The organism is Streptomyces sp. WAC07094 (genome assembly GCF_036320405.1).
GTDB lineage: Bacteria > Actinomycetota > Actinomycetes > Streptomycetales > Streptomycetaceae > Streptomyces > Streptomyces lannensis.
In genome coordinates this window covers 7,890,194-7,906,452 of sequence record NZ_JAVMJZ010000001.1, presented here as the reverse complement: position 1 = coordinate 7,906,452, position 16,259 = coordinate 7,890,194, and the positions used below count along the sequence as shown (strand labels likewise).

The 16,259-nt window shown below is 71.3% G+C and carries 18 protein-coding genes and 1 pseudogene; 12 read left to right on the top strand and 7 right to left on the bottom strand.

Going from position 1 to position 16,259, the window contains the following annotated elements; translation table 11 throughout:
- Positions 1-118: 118 nt before the first annotated feature.
- Positions 119-967 carry a chitosanase gene (locus RCR19_RS35440; protein ID WP_331268838.1) on the top strand — a complete coding sequence of 283 codons (849 nt, stop codon included), beginning with the start codon at positions 119-121 and terminating at the stop codon, positions 965-967.
- Between the two features lie 15 nt (positions 968-982).
- Here RCR19_RS35440 and RCR19_RS35435 read toward each other — a convergent pair whose 3' ends face one another.
- Complete coding sequence (locus tag RCR19_RS35435; RefSeq protein ID WP_331268837.1) at positions 983-2,872, bottom strand: DUF2264 domain-containing protein; 1,890 nt, start codon at positions 2,870-2,872, stop codon at positions 983-985.
- Complete coding sequence (locus tag RCR19_RS35430) at positions 2,869-3,897, bottom strand: hydroxyacid dehydrogenase (RefSeq protein WP_331268836.1); 1,029 nt, start codon at positions 3,895-3,897, stop codon at positions 2,869-2,871. The genes RCR19_RS35435 and RCR19_RS35430 overlap by 4 nt, the downstream gene beginning before the upstream one ends.
- 271 nt (positions 3,898-4,168) lie before the next feature.
- On the opposite strand from RCR19_RS35430, the gene RCR19_RS35425 reads away from it, so the two are divergent.
- Positions 4,169-5,158 (top strand): universal stress protein, encoded by a 990-nt coding sequence (locus RCR19_RS35425; protein ID WP_331268835.1) that lies wholly within the window; start codon positions 4,169-4,171, stop codon positions 5,156-5,158.
- Positions 5,159-5,280: 122 nt separating this feature from the next.
- Positions 5,281-5,985, top strand: coding sequence for a DUF2071 domain-containing protein (locus RCR19_RS35420; RefSeq protein WP_331268834.1), 705 nt, complete (start codon positions 5,281-5,283; stop codon positions 5,983-5,985).
- 45 nt (positions 5,986-6,030) lie between these two features.
- Here RCR19_RS35420 and RCR19_RS35415 read toward each other — a convergent pair whose 3' ends face one another.
- From RCR19_RS35415 to RCR19_RS35405, 3 genes are all read right to left on the bottom strand, one after another.
- Positions 6,031-6,765, bottom strand: coding sequence for an SOS response-associated peptidase (locus tag RCR19_RS35415; protein WP_331268833.1), 735 nt, complete (start codon positions 6,763-6,765; stop codon positions 6,031-6,033).
- Positions 6,766-6,815: 50 nt separating this feature from the next.
- Positions 6,816-7,028: a hypothetical protein gene (locus RCR19_RS35410; protein WP_331268832.1), complete on the bottom strand. Its 213-nt coding sequence runs from the start codon at positions 7,026-7,028 to the stop codon at positions 6,816-6,818.
- A gap of 302 nt (positions 7,029-7,330) precedes the next feature.
- The gene (locus RCR19_RS35405) at positions 7,331-7,786 is read right to left on the bottom strand and encodes a phage holin family protein (protein ID WP_331268831.1); all 456 of its coding nucleotides are present in this window, start codon (positions 7,784-7,786) and stop codon (positions 7,331-7,333) included.
- Positions 7,787-8,010: 224 nt separating this feature from the next.
- Between RCR19_RS35405 and RCR19_RS35400 the strand changes: the two are divergent.
- The 8 genes and pseudogenes from RCR19_RS35400 to RCR19_RS35365 all read left to right on the top strand — a co-directional run.
- Positions 8,011-9,087, top strand: a pseudogene (locus RCR19_RS35400) (hypothetical protein); the annotation flags it as partial.
- 53 nt (positions 9,088-9,140) lie between these two features.
- Positions 9,141-9,686 carry a hemerythrin domain-containing protein gene (locus tag RCR19_RS35395; protein WP_331268830.1) on the top strand — a complete coding sequence of 182 codons (546 nt, stop codon included), beginning with the start codon at positions 9,141-9,143 and terminating at the stop codon, positions 9,684-9,686.
- Positions 9,683-10,762 carry a hydrogenase expression protein HypE gene (locus RCR19_RS35390; protein ID WP_331268829.1) on the top strand — a complete coding sequence of 360 codons (1,080 nt, stop codon included), beginning with the start codon at positions 9,683-9,685 and terminating at the stop codon, positions 10,760-10,762. Before RCR19_RS35395 ends, RCR19_RS35390 begins: the two co-directional genes overlap by 4 nt.
- A 37-nt stretch (positions 10,763-10,799) precedes the next feature.
- Positions 10,800-12,593, top strand: coding sequence for a nickel-dependent hydrogenase large subunit (locus tag RCR19_RS35385; RefSeq protein ID WP_331268828.1), 1,794 nt, complete (start codon positions 10,800-10,802; stop codon positions 12,591-12,593).
- A complete protein-coding gene (locus tag RCR19_RS35380) occupies positions 12,586-13,173 on the top strand; it encodes a NifU family protein (protein WP_331268827.1) in 588 nt (195 codons plus the stop codon). Before RCR19_RS35385 ends, RCR19_RS35380 begins: the two co-directional genes overlap by 8 nt.
- On the top strand, positions 13,170-13,757 hold the full coding sequence (locus RCR19_RS35375) for a DUF5947 family protein (protein ID WP_331268826.1): 588 nt from the start codon (positions 13,170-13,172) through the stop codon (positions 13,755-13,757). The genes RCR19_RS35380 and RCR19_RS35375 overlap by 4 nt, the downstream gene beginning before the upstream one ends.
- 18 nt (positions 13,758-13,775) lie before the next feature.
- A complete protein-coding gene (locus tag RCR19_RS35370; protein WP_059130863.1) occupies positions 13,776-13,982 on the top strand; it encodes a hypothetical protein in 207 nt (68 codons plus the stop codon).
- Positions 13,983-14,024: 42 nt separating this feature from the next.
- Entirely contained in the window at positions 14,025-14,171 is a 147-nt protein-coding gene (locus RCR19_RS35365; protein WP_181922964.1) for a hypothetical protein, read from the top strand.
- A 213-nt stretch (positions 14,172-14,384) separates the two neighbouring features.
- Here the strand turns inward: RCR19_RS35365 and RCR19_RS35360 are convergent, their stop codons facing one another.
- A complete protein-coding gene (locus RCR19_RS35360; protein ID WP_331268825.1) occupies positions 14,385-14,912 on the bottom strand; it encodes an NAD(P)H-dependent oxidoreductase in 528 nt (175 codons plus the stop codon).
- A gap of 87 nt (positions 14,913-14,999) precedes the next feature.
- Complete coding sequence (locus RCR19_RS35355) at positions 15,000-15,584, bottom strand: TetR/AcrR family transcriptional regulator (protein WP_331268824.1); 585 nt, start codon at positions 15,582-15,584, stop codon at positions 15,000-15,002.
- Positions 15,585-15,797: 213 nt separating this feature from the next.
- Here RCR19_RS35355 and RCR19_RS35350 point away from each other — a divergent pair, with 213 nt between their 5' ends.
- A complete protein-coding gene (locus RCR19_RS35350; protein ID WP_331268823.1) occupies positions 15,798-16,241 on the top strand; it encodes a MarR family transcriptional regulator in 444 nt (147 codons plus the stop codon).
- The last annotated feature ends 18 nt before the right edge of the window (positions 16,242-16,259 follow it).

The following is a 16,259-nucleotide window of genomic DNA, read 5'->3' as shown; positions in this document are numbered from 1 at the left end:
TCGGACCGGCGCCGCCACGAGAACCTGTTGCTCGACGGGTACCCAACACGCCAGGGATCTGATAGGAAACCTTCCTATCAGTACAACCCCCCACCCCCCGAACCCACTTGGAGTCCCAGTGGTGCATCCGTCCCCCGACGCGGCAGGCGCCCGCAACGCCTCCCGCCGCACCGTACTCGCCCTGTTCGGTGCGTCTCTCGCGGCGATACCGCTGCTCGACGCCGCGAACGCCGCGGCCGCCCCCACCGCCGCCCGCGCGACAGGACTCGACGACCCGGCGAAGAAGGAGATCGCCATGAAGCTGGTCTCGAGCGCGGAGAACTCCTCGCTCGACTGGAAGGCCCAGTACAAGTACATCGAGGACATCGGCGACGGGCGCGGTTACACCGCCGGCATCATCGGATTCTGCTCCGGCACCGGCGACATGCTCGACCTCGTCCAGCTCTACGCCGACCGCAAGCCCGGCAACGTCCTCGCCAGGTACCTGCCCGCGCTGCGCGATGTGAACGGCACCGACTCCCACGACGGACTCGACCCGAACTTCCCCAAGGACTGGCGCACGGCGGCGCAGGACACGGTGTTCCAGCAGGCGCAGAACGACGAGCGCGACCGTGTGTACTTCAACCCCGCCGTCCAGCAGGGCAAGGCCGACGGCCTGGGAGTGCTCGGGCAGTTCACCTACTACGACGCCATCGTGATGCACGGCGACGGTGACGACGCCACGAGCTTCCGCAACATCCGCAAGCGTGCGCTGCGTACGGCGAAGCCCCCGGCGCAGGGCGGCGCCGAGGTGGCGTACCTCAACGCCTTCCTCGACGCACGGGTGTGGGCGATGAAGCAGGAGGAGGCCCACAGTGACACCACCCGTGTCGACACCGAGCAGCGTGTCTTCCTGCGCAACGGCAACCTGAACCTCAACCCGCCGCTGGACTGGAAGGTGTACGGAGACAGCTACCACATCGGCTGACGCCCCGGCGTCCGCTCACAGCAGTGACACGCTCATCGGCCGGAATCGGACCACTGAGCGTGCCCCGTCGCCGGCCCACGTCACCTCGACGCCGTCGCCGTCGACCGCCACGGCGGCGACGGCGTCCACGAGAGGCGTGGGTTCGGCTTCGGCGGTCAGGGTGGCCAGGCACACGTGCACCGAGGTGCCGCCGGCCCGCCCGCCGAGACGGGGGACCCGGGCCCATCGGGTCCAGGCCGTGCCCTGGGGGGCGCGCAGCGGTTCGGGACCGTCGTCCCAGCCGTGCAGCCCGTGCAGGGCCGAGACCGCGGTGTCGTCGGGTCCCGTGGCCCAGCCCGTGAGACTCACCCGTGCTCCGTCCGGGGCACCGACCACGCGATGGACGCGCAGTTCGTACCGGCCCCGCGCCACCGTGACGCTCTCCACCCGAAGGCCCGGCGCCATCGGGGGGCCGGCGACGAAGACGGGCCGGTGCCAGGACGCGGCCCAGCCCCATCCCTCACCGTGCCCTGCCCCCAGGGGGTGGATGCGGCGCCGGACGCTTGCCCGGCCGTTCACCTCCACCGAGAAGTGGTTGTCGGCGACGTTCCCGGGCGCCGTGGGCCCGGTGCGGGTGGAGTACGCGAGCCGCCCGTAGTGCGGATCGTTCCCGTCCGCCGACTCGCCCTCGTGATGGCGTACGTCGTCACTGCCGTGATTGTGCAACCGTACGGTCCCGTCGGCGCGCGTCGACTGCACCAGGAGGCCCGGTGCGGGCAGAGCGAGGACCCGGTCGGCCTCCTCGACCGGTCCCGGCTCCTCCCTTGCCGTCCACAGCGGATGGCCGGCCGGCGCCAGGAGGGACACGAACGCCTTCGACGCCCAGTACGGGGAGGCGGGACCGGAGTACGCCTGCAACGTGGCCTCGTGCGGGCCGTGCCAGCCGAGGCCGAGCAGACCGTCCCCGGTCAGCGCTCCCCGGTCCAGGAAGTAGCGCAGGGTGCCGCTCGTCAGCCGGCGGGAGGTGCCCGCGGTCAGCGGGGTGTGCCCGGTGACCGCGCCCAGGGCGACGGCCGTCGCGGCGGCGAACCGGTACACGAGCGACCGGCCGAAGTGCAGCGGTGCGCCATCGGCACCGAACATGAGCGAGAACCCTTCGAGATACTCGCTCAGCCGGGCGCCGTAGTGGGCGGACCGCTCACCGTCCCCGGCCAGGTGGGCGTCGAGCATCGGATACAGGTGCAGGGCCCAGCCGTTGTAGTGGTCGAACGCCTGGTGGTCCCCGTCCGTGTACCAGCCGCCGCCGCGGTACCAGCCCTCCAGCAGGTCCACCGCACGCTGCCGGGCCGCCGCGGTCTCCGCGTCCCCGCGGCCCACCGATTCCAGGAACCCGGCGACGGTGAACGGGAACAGGTACCAGTTGTTCGGCGCGGGCGAACGGCGCAGCGCACCGCGCAGCCATTGCTCCGCCCGGTCCTGGACGCCGGGATCGAGGTTCTTCCACAGCCAGGGGGCGGTCAGCCGCAGTCCGAGCGCGACCGAGGCCGACTCCACCATCGGCTGGCCCTGCACATCGTGGTCCAGGATCAGGGGCCAGGACTCGGTGTCGTCACGGCCCGGGGTGCAGGTACCGGACGCGATACCGCGGGCGTACCGCTCCAGCCATCCGTGCGGATCGTCCCCGTCCGCGCCCGCCACGCGGAACGCGGCGGCGAGGAACGTGCGGGCATAGCCTTCCAGACCGTCGGAGCGCACCCCCGAGCGCGATGGCCGTCCGGGCAGGTGGAGCAGGGCGTCACCGGGTGTGCTCCAGCGCCACGCGGACGCCAGCAGCCCGTCCGCGACGGTCTCCCAGTGAGCGCGGGTGTACCCGGTGTACGGGCTCGACCCACGGTCCTCCGGCGGCAGTTCGAAGGGGGTGCTCATGCCTGGATCGCCGCCCTCTCGCGTCGTACGGGATGCAGGAAGCCGGCGCCCGAGGCCCATCGGGCGGTCTCGGCGAGGGCGAGATCGGCCAGCCGGCGCCACTCGTTGCCCTGGGAACCTGCCAGGTGGGGGGTGATGAGCACGTTGTCGCACTCCCACAACGGGTGCTGCGGAGGCAGTACTTCGGGGTCGGTGACGTCGAGGACGGCCCGGACGCGGCCCGCCGCGGCGGCCTCGGCGAGCGCGTCCTGGTCGACGATCGCTCCGCGTGCGGTGTTGATCAGAACGGCGCCGGGGCGCATCGACTCGATCAGTCGGCGGCCGACCAGACCGCGGGTCTCGGGGAGCAGCGGTGTGTGCACGCTGACCGTGTCGCTGCGCGCGAAGAGTTCGTCCAGCCCGACGGGGGTCACGCCGAGTCCGGCCGCCTCGGTCTCGGAGACGTACGGATCGTGGAGGAGCACGTCGAGGTCGTGGGGACGCAGCAGTTCGATGACACGGCGCCCGATGAGCGATGCCGACAGGATGCCCACCGTGCGGCGGAAGTTGCCGACGGTGCGCGGGGTGCCCAGCCACTCGTCGCGGCTGCGGGACGTGCGGTAGTCACGGGCGCGTTCGAGGACGTGTTTGCCGGTGAGCAGGATCATCGCGAGGGTGTACTCGGCGACCGGCACGGCGTTGGCCGCGGCGGCGGAGGACACCTCGATGCCGCGCTCCCAGCAGGATTCGGTGATGTGGTGCCGCACACTGCCCGCGGTGTGCACGACCGCTTTCAGCCGGGGGGCCGACCTGAGCACGGACTCGTCCAGCGGAGGACAGCCCCAGCCGGTCACCAGCACGTCGACATCGGCGAGGACCGCGACGGCCGCGGGTGTGGTGAGGTCGTCGAGTACGGGGAGTGCCAGGTCGCAGACGGCGGCGAGGGCGTCCAGCGACTCGCGGTCGAGCACGGCCGCGGCGGCCTCCTGGGACATGGCGAGTGCGGCACGGGGGCGCGGACCGGGACCGGGCTGGGAGCGGGTCATCTGGGCGCGGCAACTCCTGACTCGGTGGTGCTGTGCACATGAGCCACCTGTGTGTCCGTGCGGACACGGCCTGTGCGGGTCACGGGAATCCTCACGGCCCGGACGGGACGCGGTCAAGACGCCGCCCAGCGGGATGCGGAACAGCCGGGCGCCCTTCGACGGACGTCCGCTCACCGGGCGGAGCCCCGGGCATCGGCGCCCGGACGTACCGGCTGCCCATGCCTGCGCACGTGTCGCCGTCCAGACTGGTGGGAAGGCAGGTGCTCCGCCGGTGGCCCGAGCCGGCGGGTACGCACCCGTGGAGAGGGGCCGGGCCTCGGGCGAGGCAGGCGTCCCGTACGAGCGGCTGGAGCTGGCGATGACCCGACCGGACGACCGCCGGCCGATCGTGGTCGGTGTCGATCCCGACCCGGGGAAACGGGTGGCGCTGGCCTGGGCCGCCGACGAGGCCGCGCACCGTCGGGTGCCCCTGCGTCTGGTGCACGCCGACACCGTGCCGACCACGGAGTTCCGAAGGTGGGAACTTCCGCATTCCTGGCAGGTGCGTGATCGGGTGCTCCAGGAGGCCGGCCGTCATGTGCTGGAGGCTGCCGTGGCCTTCGCGGAGCGGCGGCAGCCCCGGGTCCGGGTGTCGGGACTGCTGGCTGACGGTAACCCGGTGCCCGTCCTTCGCGAAGAGAGCCGCGATGCCACGGCCGTCGTCCTGGGCTCGTGGCGTCTGAGCCGGATACGGGAGCTGTTCGGCTCGGAATCCATCGCCCTGCCCGTCATCTCCCATGCGCACTGCCCGGTGGTCGTCGTGCCCGAGCCGGCACACCCCGTCGAGGGGCCCGGGTACGTGGTCGTCGGCGTGGACGGCAGCGCACCTTCCGTGGCGGCCGTCGAATTCGCCTTCGAGGAGGCCGCACTGCGGGGCGCGGCCGTGCGGGCACTCCATGTGCGGCATCCCGGGCCGCTGGCGGGGGCCGACGCGGACACGGCGCAGCGGGAGGGCGGCCGGCTGCTGTCCGGCACGATGGCCGGTCCCGGCGCCGCCCACCCGGATGTCGAGGTGCACCACGAGGTCGTCGACGGCCACCCCGTGACCGTGCTGGCCGATGCCTCTGCCCACGCGCTGGCCCTGGTGGTGGGCACACGGGGCCACGGCGGCTTGACCGGCATGCTGCTGGGCTCGGTGAGCCAGGGTGTGCTGCGCCAGGCCCGTTGTCCCGTCGTCACCGTGCCGCTTCCGGTCACCTCGGCCGGCGGGCACCGGTCCTGAGGCGCGTCACGGGGACCGCCGGGTGTCCGTCCCGGCCCAGCCGCCGGAAGACGAACGCGGGCCCGCCCCGAACGACGTCCGCGTCCCGCGCCCTGGGCCGTTGGCGTGCGTAATCTGGACACATGGTGTCGCGCACCACCGGGCGGCATGTGGTCCTGCCCGTGCTCAAGGCGCGGTGGCTCAGTCAGACCTTTGTCCACTGGCCCTACGAACCGCGGTTCGTGCAGGCTCTGCTGCCACCGGGTCTGACGGTCGACACGTACGACGACGCGGCGTGGGTGGGATTCACGCCCTTCGTGATGGCGGCCCTGCGCCCGGGCGTTCTACCGACCGCCCCGTTGTCCTTCGCGGAGACCAACCTGCGCACCTATGTGCGCCGTCGCGACGGCCTCGACGGCGTGTGGTTCCTGTCCGTCGAGGTCACGACGCGGGCCATGATGGCGGCGTGGCTGATCGGGGCGCCCTGTCACCTCGGCGCTCTCCAGGTGCGCCACGAGGACGGTGCCGTGCGCTATGCCGGCGTACGCCGCGGGGGCTTTCCGTCCTACCGCCTGACCGTTCGCCCGGGCGGACCCTTCACCCCGGACGCGAGAGACCTGTGGCTGACCTCCCGATGGCACGCCTTCACCCGTATCGGGCCCGTGCTGTGGCGGACCACCGTGGACCACGACCCATGGACGCTGTGCCGCGCCGAGGTGGTGGATCTCCGCCAGACGCTGACGACGGCGGCCGGGCTTCCGCCACCGTCAGGGCCCGCCGTGGTGCACTTCTCGCCCCAGGTGCGCACGGTGCGTTTCTCGCTGCCCCGTCCGGCGCGCAGCCGCTGACCGGCGCCGGACCGGGATCGTTGCCGCCGGTTCTGCCGGCGCGGACTACGGCGCGGCCGGCTCCAGCAGCCCGGGACCGTTGTGGTGGACGTCGTTGACGGCCGTGGACACCGGGCGCACGTCGAGACGGCCGTCTGCCGGAGGGGTCAGCAGGGCACGCAGCCGGTCCGGGTCCTGGTGCTCCGGAGCGAGCCAGGCGTCGTGCCGGTCCGGCGCCACCGCGAGCGGCATCCGCGGGTGGATGCGGCCGGCGGCGTCGGTGGCCTCCGTGGTGATGATCGTGCAGGTCGTCCACCAGGCCGCGGGGTCGTCGTCCTCGGCCACCGAGGGGTCGCGCCAGAACTCGTACAGCCCCGCGAGGGCCATCACCTCACCGTCCTCCTGGCTGATGAAGTAGGGCTGCTTGCGGACCTTGGACCGGTCGCTCGCCCTGATCTGCTGCCACTCGTAGAAACCGTCGGCGGGCAGCAGACAGCGCCGCTTGACGAACGCACTGCGGAATGCCGGTTTCTCGGCGACCGTCTCCACCCGCGCGTTGATCAACCTGGCGCCGGACTTCGCGTCCTTCGCCCAGGACGGCACCAGGCCCCAGCGAAACGGCCGTAGTTGCCGCCGGACGGTGCCGCCGCCGCGGGGCGCGCGTTCCAGCACGGCCCACACCTCGTCGGTCGGCGCCACGTTCCAGCTCGGCTCCAGGACCTCCTCCCGGTTCCAGTCGGTGACGTGGAAGCGGCGGACCAGGTCCTCGGGGCTGCGGGTGGACACATAGCGACCGCACATGGGCTCACTGTGCCACGCACGGTGGGGCACCACCCGGCTCCCGGACGGGATCACGGATGGGCGCCACCGCCTCCCGGGGCGGAGTGCCGATGGCCCCCGGGCGGGGCGACGGAGGCGAAGGCCATGCGGAACAGGTCCCAGGCGCTTGCATCACCGACCGCGGTGCTCCCGCCCTGCGCGGCTCGAACGCGCCGGTACGCCGACTCGGTGACCGTGCCGCCGGCACCGGCCGGGTGGGCCGAGTCGATGGGGATCGTCTCCACGAGCACCCCTCCTTCCGTACGCGCTCCGAAGCGGCCGACGGCCCCCGCGGCGCGCGAGCACGGTGCCGCCCGGCAAGGCCGTGACCCGCCGGGGCGGTCGCGGTCCGCGCCCGCAGACTGCCACTGCGACGGCATTCGCGCCTCCCGCGCCCCTCGTACGCGCCGCGACCAGCGCCTCGCGACCACCCGGTTGGCGGAACGGGCGGCGCGCCGCCGCGGCGTGGTCGGCCGCTCGCGCTCGCCGGAAGACGGTCCCGGCACCGACGGCGGCTGTCGGACGGCTGATCCCGCCGACGGTGCACCTACGCGGGGCCGTCACCGCGGTGGGCCGGTCCCGGTTCGGCGTGTGTGGCGGCCCTGTCCGTCCGGTCGAGGGCGTCCGCCGGCCGCCCCGGCACGGCGCACATGCGCTTGCGGGCGGCCTGGGCGAGGGCCAGGGCTCCCACGGCGTAGGCACTGCCGAGCACGGCGGATGCGCGAGCGCCCGGCAGGATCGGCTCCAGCGACCGCACCAACGTCTCGTGCGCCGACCACAGCGCCAGGACACCGCACACCCCGGCGGCGCCCGACAGCGCTCCGCCCGCACCGATGCGCCGGAGCGCGGCCCTGACCTCGCTCTCGACCGCGAGCAGCTCGTTCCGCGCCAACTGCGCGGTGTCCTGGGCCAGGCGGGCCGCCGCATCGCCGACCGGACTCCTGTGGTCCGGCGAGCCGTCGCCTTGCATGCCCATCACCGCCGCCTCCGTCTTCTCGCGCATCGCATTCCGTGCCTCTCGACGCCGGGGCCGACAGCCGGGAGTCCACTCCCGCAGTACCCCCTCACACCGCACCGACACGGCACCGATCGACGGTCCCGCGACCCGCTCAGGCCCGGGACCGAAGCGTCCCTCACCCGTCCGCCGCCAATACGCGCCGCCGACGAAAAATGGTGTGATCGTTGTAAATCACTGCAATATGGACATGCCGTGAGTGAGGAGCGACGGTGAGCGACCCTGACCGGACGTCCGAAGGCACGCGTGCCGCTGGTTCCGCGGTCGATGAGGCGTGCGCGGTCGCCGACGCCGTCCTCTACGAGGGCTACCTCCTCTATCCGTACCGGCGGTCGTCGGCCAAGAACCGGGTGCGCTGGCAGTTCGGCATCCTCGCTCCGCGCGCCTGGGCGGAGGCACACGGTCCGGTGGCACCGAGCATCTCGGGCTCCGTGGAGGCCTGGCGGCAGCAGACCGAGTGCCTGCTGCGGGCGGAGCCCGGCGCGGCGGTCCGGGTACGCGTGCGCTACCTGCAGCTGCAGCACAGGGCCGTGGAGCGACGGGACCAGGAGGGCCACTGCGTACCGGCGGACTCCGTGGAGGCCTCCGGGGCGGTGTATCTGGCCTTCGACGAAGCGGTGCCCCGCGAGCGGGACTTCGTCGTTCCGCTGCACGATCTCGTGGCCGGGGAAAGGGAGTTCGACTTCGACGCCCCGGCCGGCGAGGAGACCGAGGAGCTGCCGGGTGGTGCCGGACGTCTGGTGCGCCGGCGCCGTCCGGTCCGGGCCAGGACGACGCTGCGCGCGGAGCGGCTCCCCGGCCCCGGAGCGCTGTACCGGCTGCGGGTGCGCACCGAGAACACCTGCGCCGGTGTGCCCGCCGAGTCCGGACGCGACGAGGCCCTGGCTCATGCCCTCATCGCCACGCACACCTTCATCGGCGGCGAGCAAGTCGCCTTCTTCTCCTCCATCGATCCTCCGGAGGAGGTCGCGGAGCACACCCGCGACTGCGCCAATCTGCACACGTTCCCGGTGCTGGCGGGCGCCGAGGGGTCGGACGACCTCGTGCTGTCGTCCCCGATCATCCTGCCCGACCATCCCCGGGTGGCGCCCGAGAGCCCGGGCGACCTCCATGACGCCGCGGAGATCGACGAGATCCTGACCCTGCGGACGCTGGTGCTCACGGACGACGAGAAGCGCGAGGCGCGCGCCACCGATCCCAGGGCCGCGCTGATCCTGGACCGGGTCGAGGCCATGCCGCCGGAGGTGATGGCCCGGCTGCACGGCGCCATCCGCTCGCTGGCTCCCGCCGACCGCACCGCCGGGCCGGCGGACGACCACCGTCCTGGACCGGGAAGGGTGTCATGGACGCCATCGAGTTGCTGAAGCACGACCACCGAGTGGTCGAGCAGCTGTTCCGCGACTATCACGCCGCCGCCTCGGGGCCGCAGCGCCGCGCCGTGGTCGAGACCCTCGTACGGGAACTGTCCAGGCACACGACGGTCGAGGAACTGATGGTGTATCCGCTGGCCAGGGAGGTGCTCCCGGACGCGGAGCAGGTGATCGACGACCATCTGGCCGAGCACATCACGGCGGAGAAGACCCTTCTGGCCCTCGACCGGCTCGGCGAGGACGACACACGCGAGAGCGAACTCGTCGCGCGGCTGCGCCAGGAGATCGAGGAGCATCTGCGCGAGGAGGAGGGCGAGCTGATGCCCATGCTCCGGGACGCGGTCTCCCAGCGAGAACTCGACGAACTGGGGCGGCTCCTCGTACGGGCCAAGCGGACCGCCCCGACCCGACCACACCCCAACGCGCCCGTCGAGCCCCCCGCCCTGGCGTTCGCCGGACCGGTGGCCGCGGCCTACGACCGACTCCGGGACCGACTGCAAGGGAGGCCGAGCACATGAGCGGGACCACGAAGGTCAGCCAACACCCCGACAGGGCCGATCAGAGAAGCGGCTTCGACGAGATCCATGTCCTGTGGATCTCCGAGGGCATGAGCTGCGACGGCGACACCATCTCGATGACGGCCGCCGGTCAGCCGGCCATCGAGGACATCGTCCTCGGACTCGTGCCGGGCCTGCCCAAGGTGAACCTGCACAACAAGGTGCTCTCACCCGCCATGGGCGGAGAGGACTTCCTCGCGCCCTTCCGCGCCGCGGCACGGGGCGAGTTGGAGCCGTTCATCCTGGTCATCGAGGGGTCGATCCCCAACCAGAAGATCATTCAGGGGGACGGCTACTGGACGTCGTTCGGCAACGACCCGGACACCGGCAAACCGCTCACCCTCAACTGGTGGATCGACCACCTCGCGCCTCGCGCATGGGCCGTCGTCGCGGTCGGGACCTGTGCCACCTACGGCGGGATCCACGCGATGGCGGGCAACCCGACCGGCTCCATGGGTCTGGCGGACTACCTGGGCTGGGACTTCAGATCGCAGGGTGCCCTGCCGATCGTGAACATTCCGGGCTGTCCGATCCAGCCCGAGAACTTCATGGAGACGCTGACATGGCTCCTGTACCACGCGGCCGGGTCGGCACCGCCGCCCCCGCTGGACCACATGCTGCGTCCGCAGTGGCTGTTCGGGAAGACGGTGCACGAGGGCTGCGACCGCGCCGCGTACTACGAGCAGGCCGACTTCGCCAAGGACTACAACTCCCCCAAGTGCCAGGTCAAGGTGGGCTGCTGGGGTCCGGTCGTCAACTGCAACGTGCCCAAGCGCGGCTGGATGTCGGGCGTGGGCGGCTGCCCGAACGTGGGTGGGATCTGCATCGGCTGCACGATGCCCGGTTTCCCGGACGCCTTCATGCCGTTCATGGACGAACCGACGGGCGCCACTTTCTCCGCGGCGCTGATCAGGCCCTACGGGGCCGTCATCCGCCGACTGCGCGGCATCACCAACATGGCCGTCAACCGAGAGCCCAAGTGGCGTCACGCCAAGGCCGAGCTGACGAGCGGTTACGACGCGCACTGGCGCCCCTGAGACACACCCAGCGAAAGAGAGCGAGGAAAGCACGGACATGACGGCAACCGAGGCGCGGGGCGCCAAGCGCAAACCCGCGCAGATCGTGGACATGTCCTGGGATCCGATCACGCGGATCGTCGGCAATCTCGGCATCTACACGAAGATCGACTTTGCTAACCGGGAGGTGGTGGAGTGCCACAGCACTTCGTCGCTCTTCCGCGGCTACTCCGTCTTCATGAGGGGCAAGGACCCGCGCGACGCGGGCTTCATCACGTCACGCATCTGCGGGATCTGCGGCGACAACCACACCACGTGTTCCAACTACGCCCAGCAGATGGCCTACGGCGTCAAGCCCCCGATGCTCGCCGACACCATCGTCAACCTGGGCGAGGCGGCCGAGTACATCTTCGACCACACGATCTTCCAGGACAACCTTGTCTTCGTCGACTTCTGCGAGGCCATGGTCAAGTCCACCAACCCGAGCGTGCTGGCCAGGGCCGAACGCACCGAGGCGCGCAACGGCGCGATCCACGGCTACAAGACGATCGCCGACATCATGCGCGCCTTCAACCCCTTCGAGGGCGAGGTGTACAAGGAGGCGCTGAAGGTCAGCCGGATCACCAGGGAGATGTTCTGCCTGATGGAAGGGCGCCATGTGCACCCGTCCACCCTGTATCCGGGCGGCGTGGGCACCATGCCCGAGCCAACCACGTTCACCGACTACCTCTCCCGTCTGGTGCGGGTGATCGACTTCGTCAAGAAGGCCGTCGCGATGAACGACGACGTCTTCGACTTCTTCTACGACGCACTGCCCGGCTACGAGGAGGTCGGCCGCCGCCGCATCCTGCTGGGCTGCTGGGGCGCCTGGCAGAACCCGGACGTGTGCGACTACCGCTACGAGACGATGAGCGAGTGGGGCAAGGCGATGTACGTCACCCCCGGCATCGTCGTGGACGGCAAGCTCGTCACCAACGACCTCGTCGACATCAACCTGGGCATCCGGGTGCTGCTGGGCAGTTCCTACTACGAGGACTGGGTCAACGAGCAGGCGTTCGTCACCCACGATCCGCTGGGCAACGCCGTCGACATGCGCCACCCCTGGAACCAGACCACGGTACCCATGCCGCAGAAGCGGGACTTCAGCGGCAACTACAGCTGGGTGATGAGCCCACGCTGGTACGACAAGAAGAGCGAGGAGCACCTCGCCCTCGACACCGGCGGCGGCCCGCTGGCCCGGCTGTGGTCGACGGCGCTGAACGGCCTGGTCGACACGCCGTACGTCAAGGCCACCGGTCACAGCGTGCAGATCTCGCTGCCCAAGAGCGAGCAACTGCCCGAGATGACGCTGGAGTGGAAGATCCCCCAGTGGAGCAACACGATCGAGCGCGACCGGGCCCGGCCGTACTTCGTCGCGTATGCCGCCGCCATGGCCTTCTACTTCCTGGAGAAGGCCATGGGCTTCGTCCGCGCCGGCGAGACCAAGGTCTTCGAGAACTACGAGGTGCCGGACGAGGCGATCGGCTGCGGTTTCCACGAGGCGGTGCGCGGTGTGCTGTCCCACCACCTGGTGATCAAGGACAAGAAGATCGCGAACTACCACCCCTACCCGCCGACACCGTGGAACGGCAGTCCGAGGGACATGTACGGCACTCCCGGCCCGTACGAGGACGCCGTCATGGGCCAGCCGATCTTCGAGGAGAACGGTCCCGACGACTTCAAGGGCGTCGACATCATGCGCACCGTCCGCAGCTTCGACCCCTGTCTGCCCTGCGGCGTACACATGTACCTCGGCAAGAACCAAACGCTGACCAAGTTGCATTCGCCCACGTACGGAGCGGCCCATGCCTGAAACCGCACGGCTCGACGAGGCGACGGTCGCGGAGCGACTGGCGCGGCTCGACGAGGCGACGGTCGCGGAGCGACTGGCGCGGCTCGACCTGCTGCTCGAACAGCTCGAAGGCGCTCCCGGCCCCATGACCGGCGCGGCGATCGAAGCAGTGCAGGTCCTCGCCGCGGTCTACGGCGAGGCCCTGGCCCGGGTCATGGACGGCGCGCACCCCCACCTGGTGGAGCGCATGGTCGGTGACGAACTCATCGGTCACCTCCTCGTGCTCCACGGCATCCACCCCGAACCGCCCGAGCGCCGGGCCGAGCGCGCCGTCGCCGGTCTGCGCCCCTCGGTGCGCGAACGGGGCGGGGACGTCGAGCTGATGGGCGTGGACGAGGGCGTCGCCCGGGTGCGGCTGGCCGCCAAGGGATGCGGGTCCTCCACCACCGAACTGGAGAGTGCGGTCCGCGAGGCCGTGCTCACCCTGGCCCCCGAGCTCTCCGGCGTCGAGCGTGCGCCGGGGGCCGAGGGCCGGCCGAGCACCTTCGTACCGCTCGAAGCACTCACCCTGCGTACGGCGCCCGTCGGAGACCGGTCATGACCTCCGGCGCGCTCGCCCGTGTCATCCGCTCCGCCGCCGACCGGCGCACGGACGTGGAGCGCTGCGACCTGTGCGGCGCGGACGTCCCCTCCGAACACCGCCATCTGCTCGACGGCGGCGGCGAGGAGGTGCTGTGCGCCTGCCGGCCCTGCTCCCTGCTCTTCACCGAGACGGGAGCGAGTGAGGGGCGGTACCGGCTGGTGCCGCAGCGGCGGGTACGCCTGCCTCCGGTGGGTACTCGGGGGCTGGGTGTCCCCGTGGGGCTCGCCTTCTTCGTGCGGCGCGCGGACGGCACCGTGACCGCGCACTATCCGAGCCCGGCGGGTGCCACCCGCTGGGAGGCGGATCCGCAGGCATGGAGTGACGTCGTCACGGACTGCCCGCCGCTCGCCACTCTGGAGCCCGACGTGGAGGCGCTGCTGGTGAACACGGCGCACTCCGCACGGGAGCACTGGATCACCCCGATCGACGACTGCTTCCGGGTGGTCGCGATCGTACGGCGGGAGTGGCGGGGCCTGTCCGGCGGCAGCCGGGTATGGCCGGCCGTCGACCAGTTCTTCGCGGAACTGACCGAACAACCGTAGACCGGCAAGGAGCGGACGATGGGAAGCATCCGAGTGGGCAAGCCGGACGTGCGGCCCGACACACCGACCCACGTCTCCGGACTGCACCAGGGCAACCTGGGCCCGTACAGCCGTCAGACCGGACATCACAAGGACGGGACGGCCGACGCGCGGCGCTCGACCGGAGTCCACTGGAGGAAGCACAACGCGATCGCGAGGACCATGCCGAATCTCCCCCCGGGGTGACACGGCACCCACGACCGCGGACGACGACCTAGGAGTACGAACATGGCCAAGCGAGTACTGATCGCCGAGGCGCTGCTCGTGGCAGGCCTGGCGACCGCCGTGCTGCTCAGGGAGATGCCCGGGCTGGTGCGTGAAGTCAGGATCTGGCGGATGGTGGGACTGCCCGGCGTCACCCGGCGCCGCCGCTGACCACCCGCCCTCGGGGCGCCTTCGGCCGGGCCGTGCAGCTTCACTGCACGGCCCGGCTCGTTGCCTGCCGGCCGCGCGGGCGGCGGGGGTGGGAGCGCCGTCCCGTCGTCGGCGGCCGGACGCCCGTCCGTGCGGCCGTGTGCGGAACGTCGATCGCGTATCCGGGCCCCTCCCCCGGCCCGGCTCGGCGACCGAGGGCGCGGCGGGCGGCGCTCAGCCGAGGCTCGCCAGGAGTTCGCGGTAGCGCTTGGCGTGCAGGGCGAGCTCCTCGTCGCCGGTGCCGCGCGCATCGTGCAGGACCAGGGGTTCCGCGTACGCCAGGCCCATGCGGTGCGCCGTCTGTTCCAGCGGCCGCAGCAGCTCCGCCATGGTGAAGCGATGGAAGCCGCCGGGGCGGTAGGCCTCCTCCACACCTCCGGTGGAGGTGACCAGCTGGAGGGTCTTGCCCCCGAGCAGCGGCCCGGAGTCGTAGGCGAAGTCGCGCAGCATCACTTCGTCCAGCCACTGCTTGAGAAAACCCGGGACGGAGTACCAGTGGAAGGGGAACTGGAAGACGATCACGTCGTGCTCGCGCACCAGTCGCTGCTCGGCGGTCACATCGATGACCCGGTCGGGGTAGGCGGCGTGGATGTCGTGCAGCGTCACATGGTCCAGGTCCCGTACGGCGTCGGCCAGCGCGGAGTTGATCCGGGACCGGCCCAGGTCGGGATGGGCGAGCAGGACCAGGGTGCGGACTGTCATGGTCGGTCTTTCCTTTCGGACAGACAGGTCTGTCTTGTCGAGGGGTCGGGCCGCCCCCCGGCGCCGGGCCGGGGGCGAGGTCGGGGATCAGCGGCCGGCGGGTACGGCCAGGGCGACCAGGGCGCGCGCCGCGGCCTTGGCGGCCGTCGGCATGGCGGGGTTCTGCTCGAGCTTGCCCGCCGCCAGCGTGCCGTCGATGAGCAGCGTGAGCTGAAGCGCCAGCTCGTCCGGGTCCTCGGCGCCGGCCTCCTCGGCCAGGGAGCGCACCCAGTCGCGGACGGACCGCTTGTGCTCGACCGTCACGGTGTACGGCGCGCTGCCGGGCTCGCTCTCGGCGGCCGCGTTGATGAACGGGCAGCCGTGGAATCCGTGGCGGCGGTAGGACTCGGCGACGGCGTCGAACATGCCGACCAGTTGCTCACGGGGGTCGCCTCCCGCGGCGAGTGCCGCCCGGCGCAACTTGCCGCGCCAGGAGTCGTCGGTACGGCTCAGATACGCCGCCGCCAACGCGTCCTTGGACGGGAAGTGCGCGTACAGGGTGGCCTTGGCGACGCCCGAGTCCGCGATGATGCGGTCCACGCCGACCCCGCGCAGCCCGTGCGCCGCGAACAGTTCACCGGCCGTGCTCAGGATCCGCTCCCGGGCGGGAAGTCGCTTCACTGTCGCGGGCATGACGGCCACCTCGTTCCGTGCGGGGCCCGACAACGCTCGGGCACACGCACAAACTAACAGACAGGTCTGTCTATTCCAGAAGCCCCTGCCCCTCCGGCTCCGGCCTCGGGACGCCGGCGAACAGGCCACGGCCCCATCGGCCCGACCCGACCCGACAGAACTATTGTTTCGCACTACACCTAGATGCATAATGCGGTTATGCATAATCGGGTTATGGACCCTGAGACCCCCGCGGCATCACCCGAGGACCTGATGATCGCGGTGGAGCAGTTGGTGCGTTATGTACGCTCCAGCGCCACCACCGCGAGCTTGAGCATCGCGGCAGCGTCCGCCCTGGGCCGACTGAGCCGCGAAGGTCCGTATCGGCTGACCGAACTGGCCCGTGCCGAACGGGTCTCCCAGCCGAACATGACCCAGCTCGTCACCCGTATGGAGCGCGCCGGTCTGGTGCGGCGCGTCGCCGACAGCAGCGACGGGCGAGGCGTACTGGTCCAGGCCACCGAGACCGGCCTCGAGGTCTTCCGGCAGCGCCGCACCGAGCACGCCGAGGCGCTGCAGGAACTGGTCGAGGAACTGACCGGTCCCGAGCAGCGTGCGGTCAAGGCCGCACTTCCGGCTCTCGCCCGGGCGATCCAGCAGCGCCAAGCCCGCTCCTGAACCCTGCCTCCTTCACTC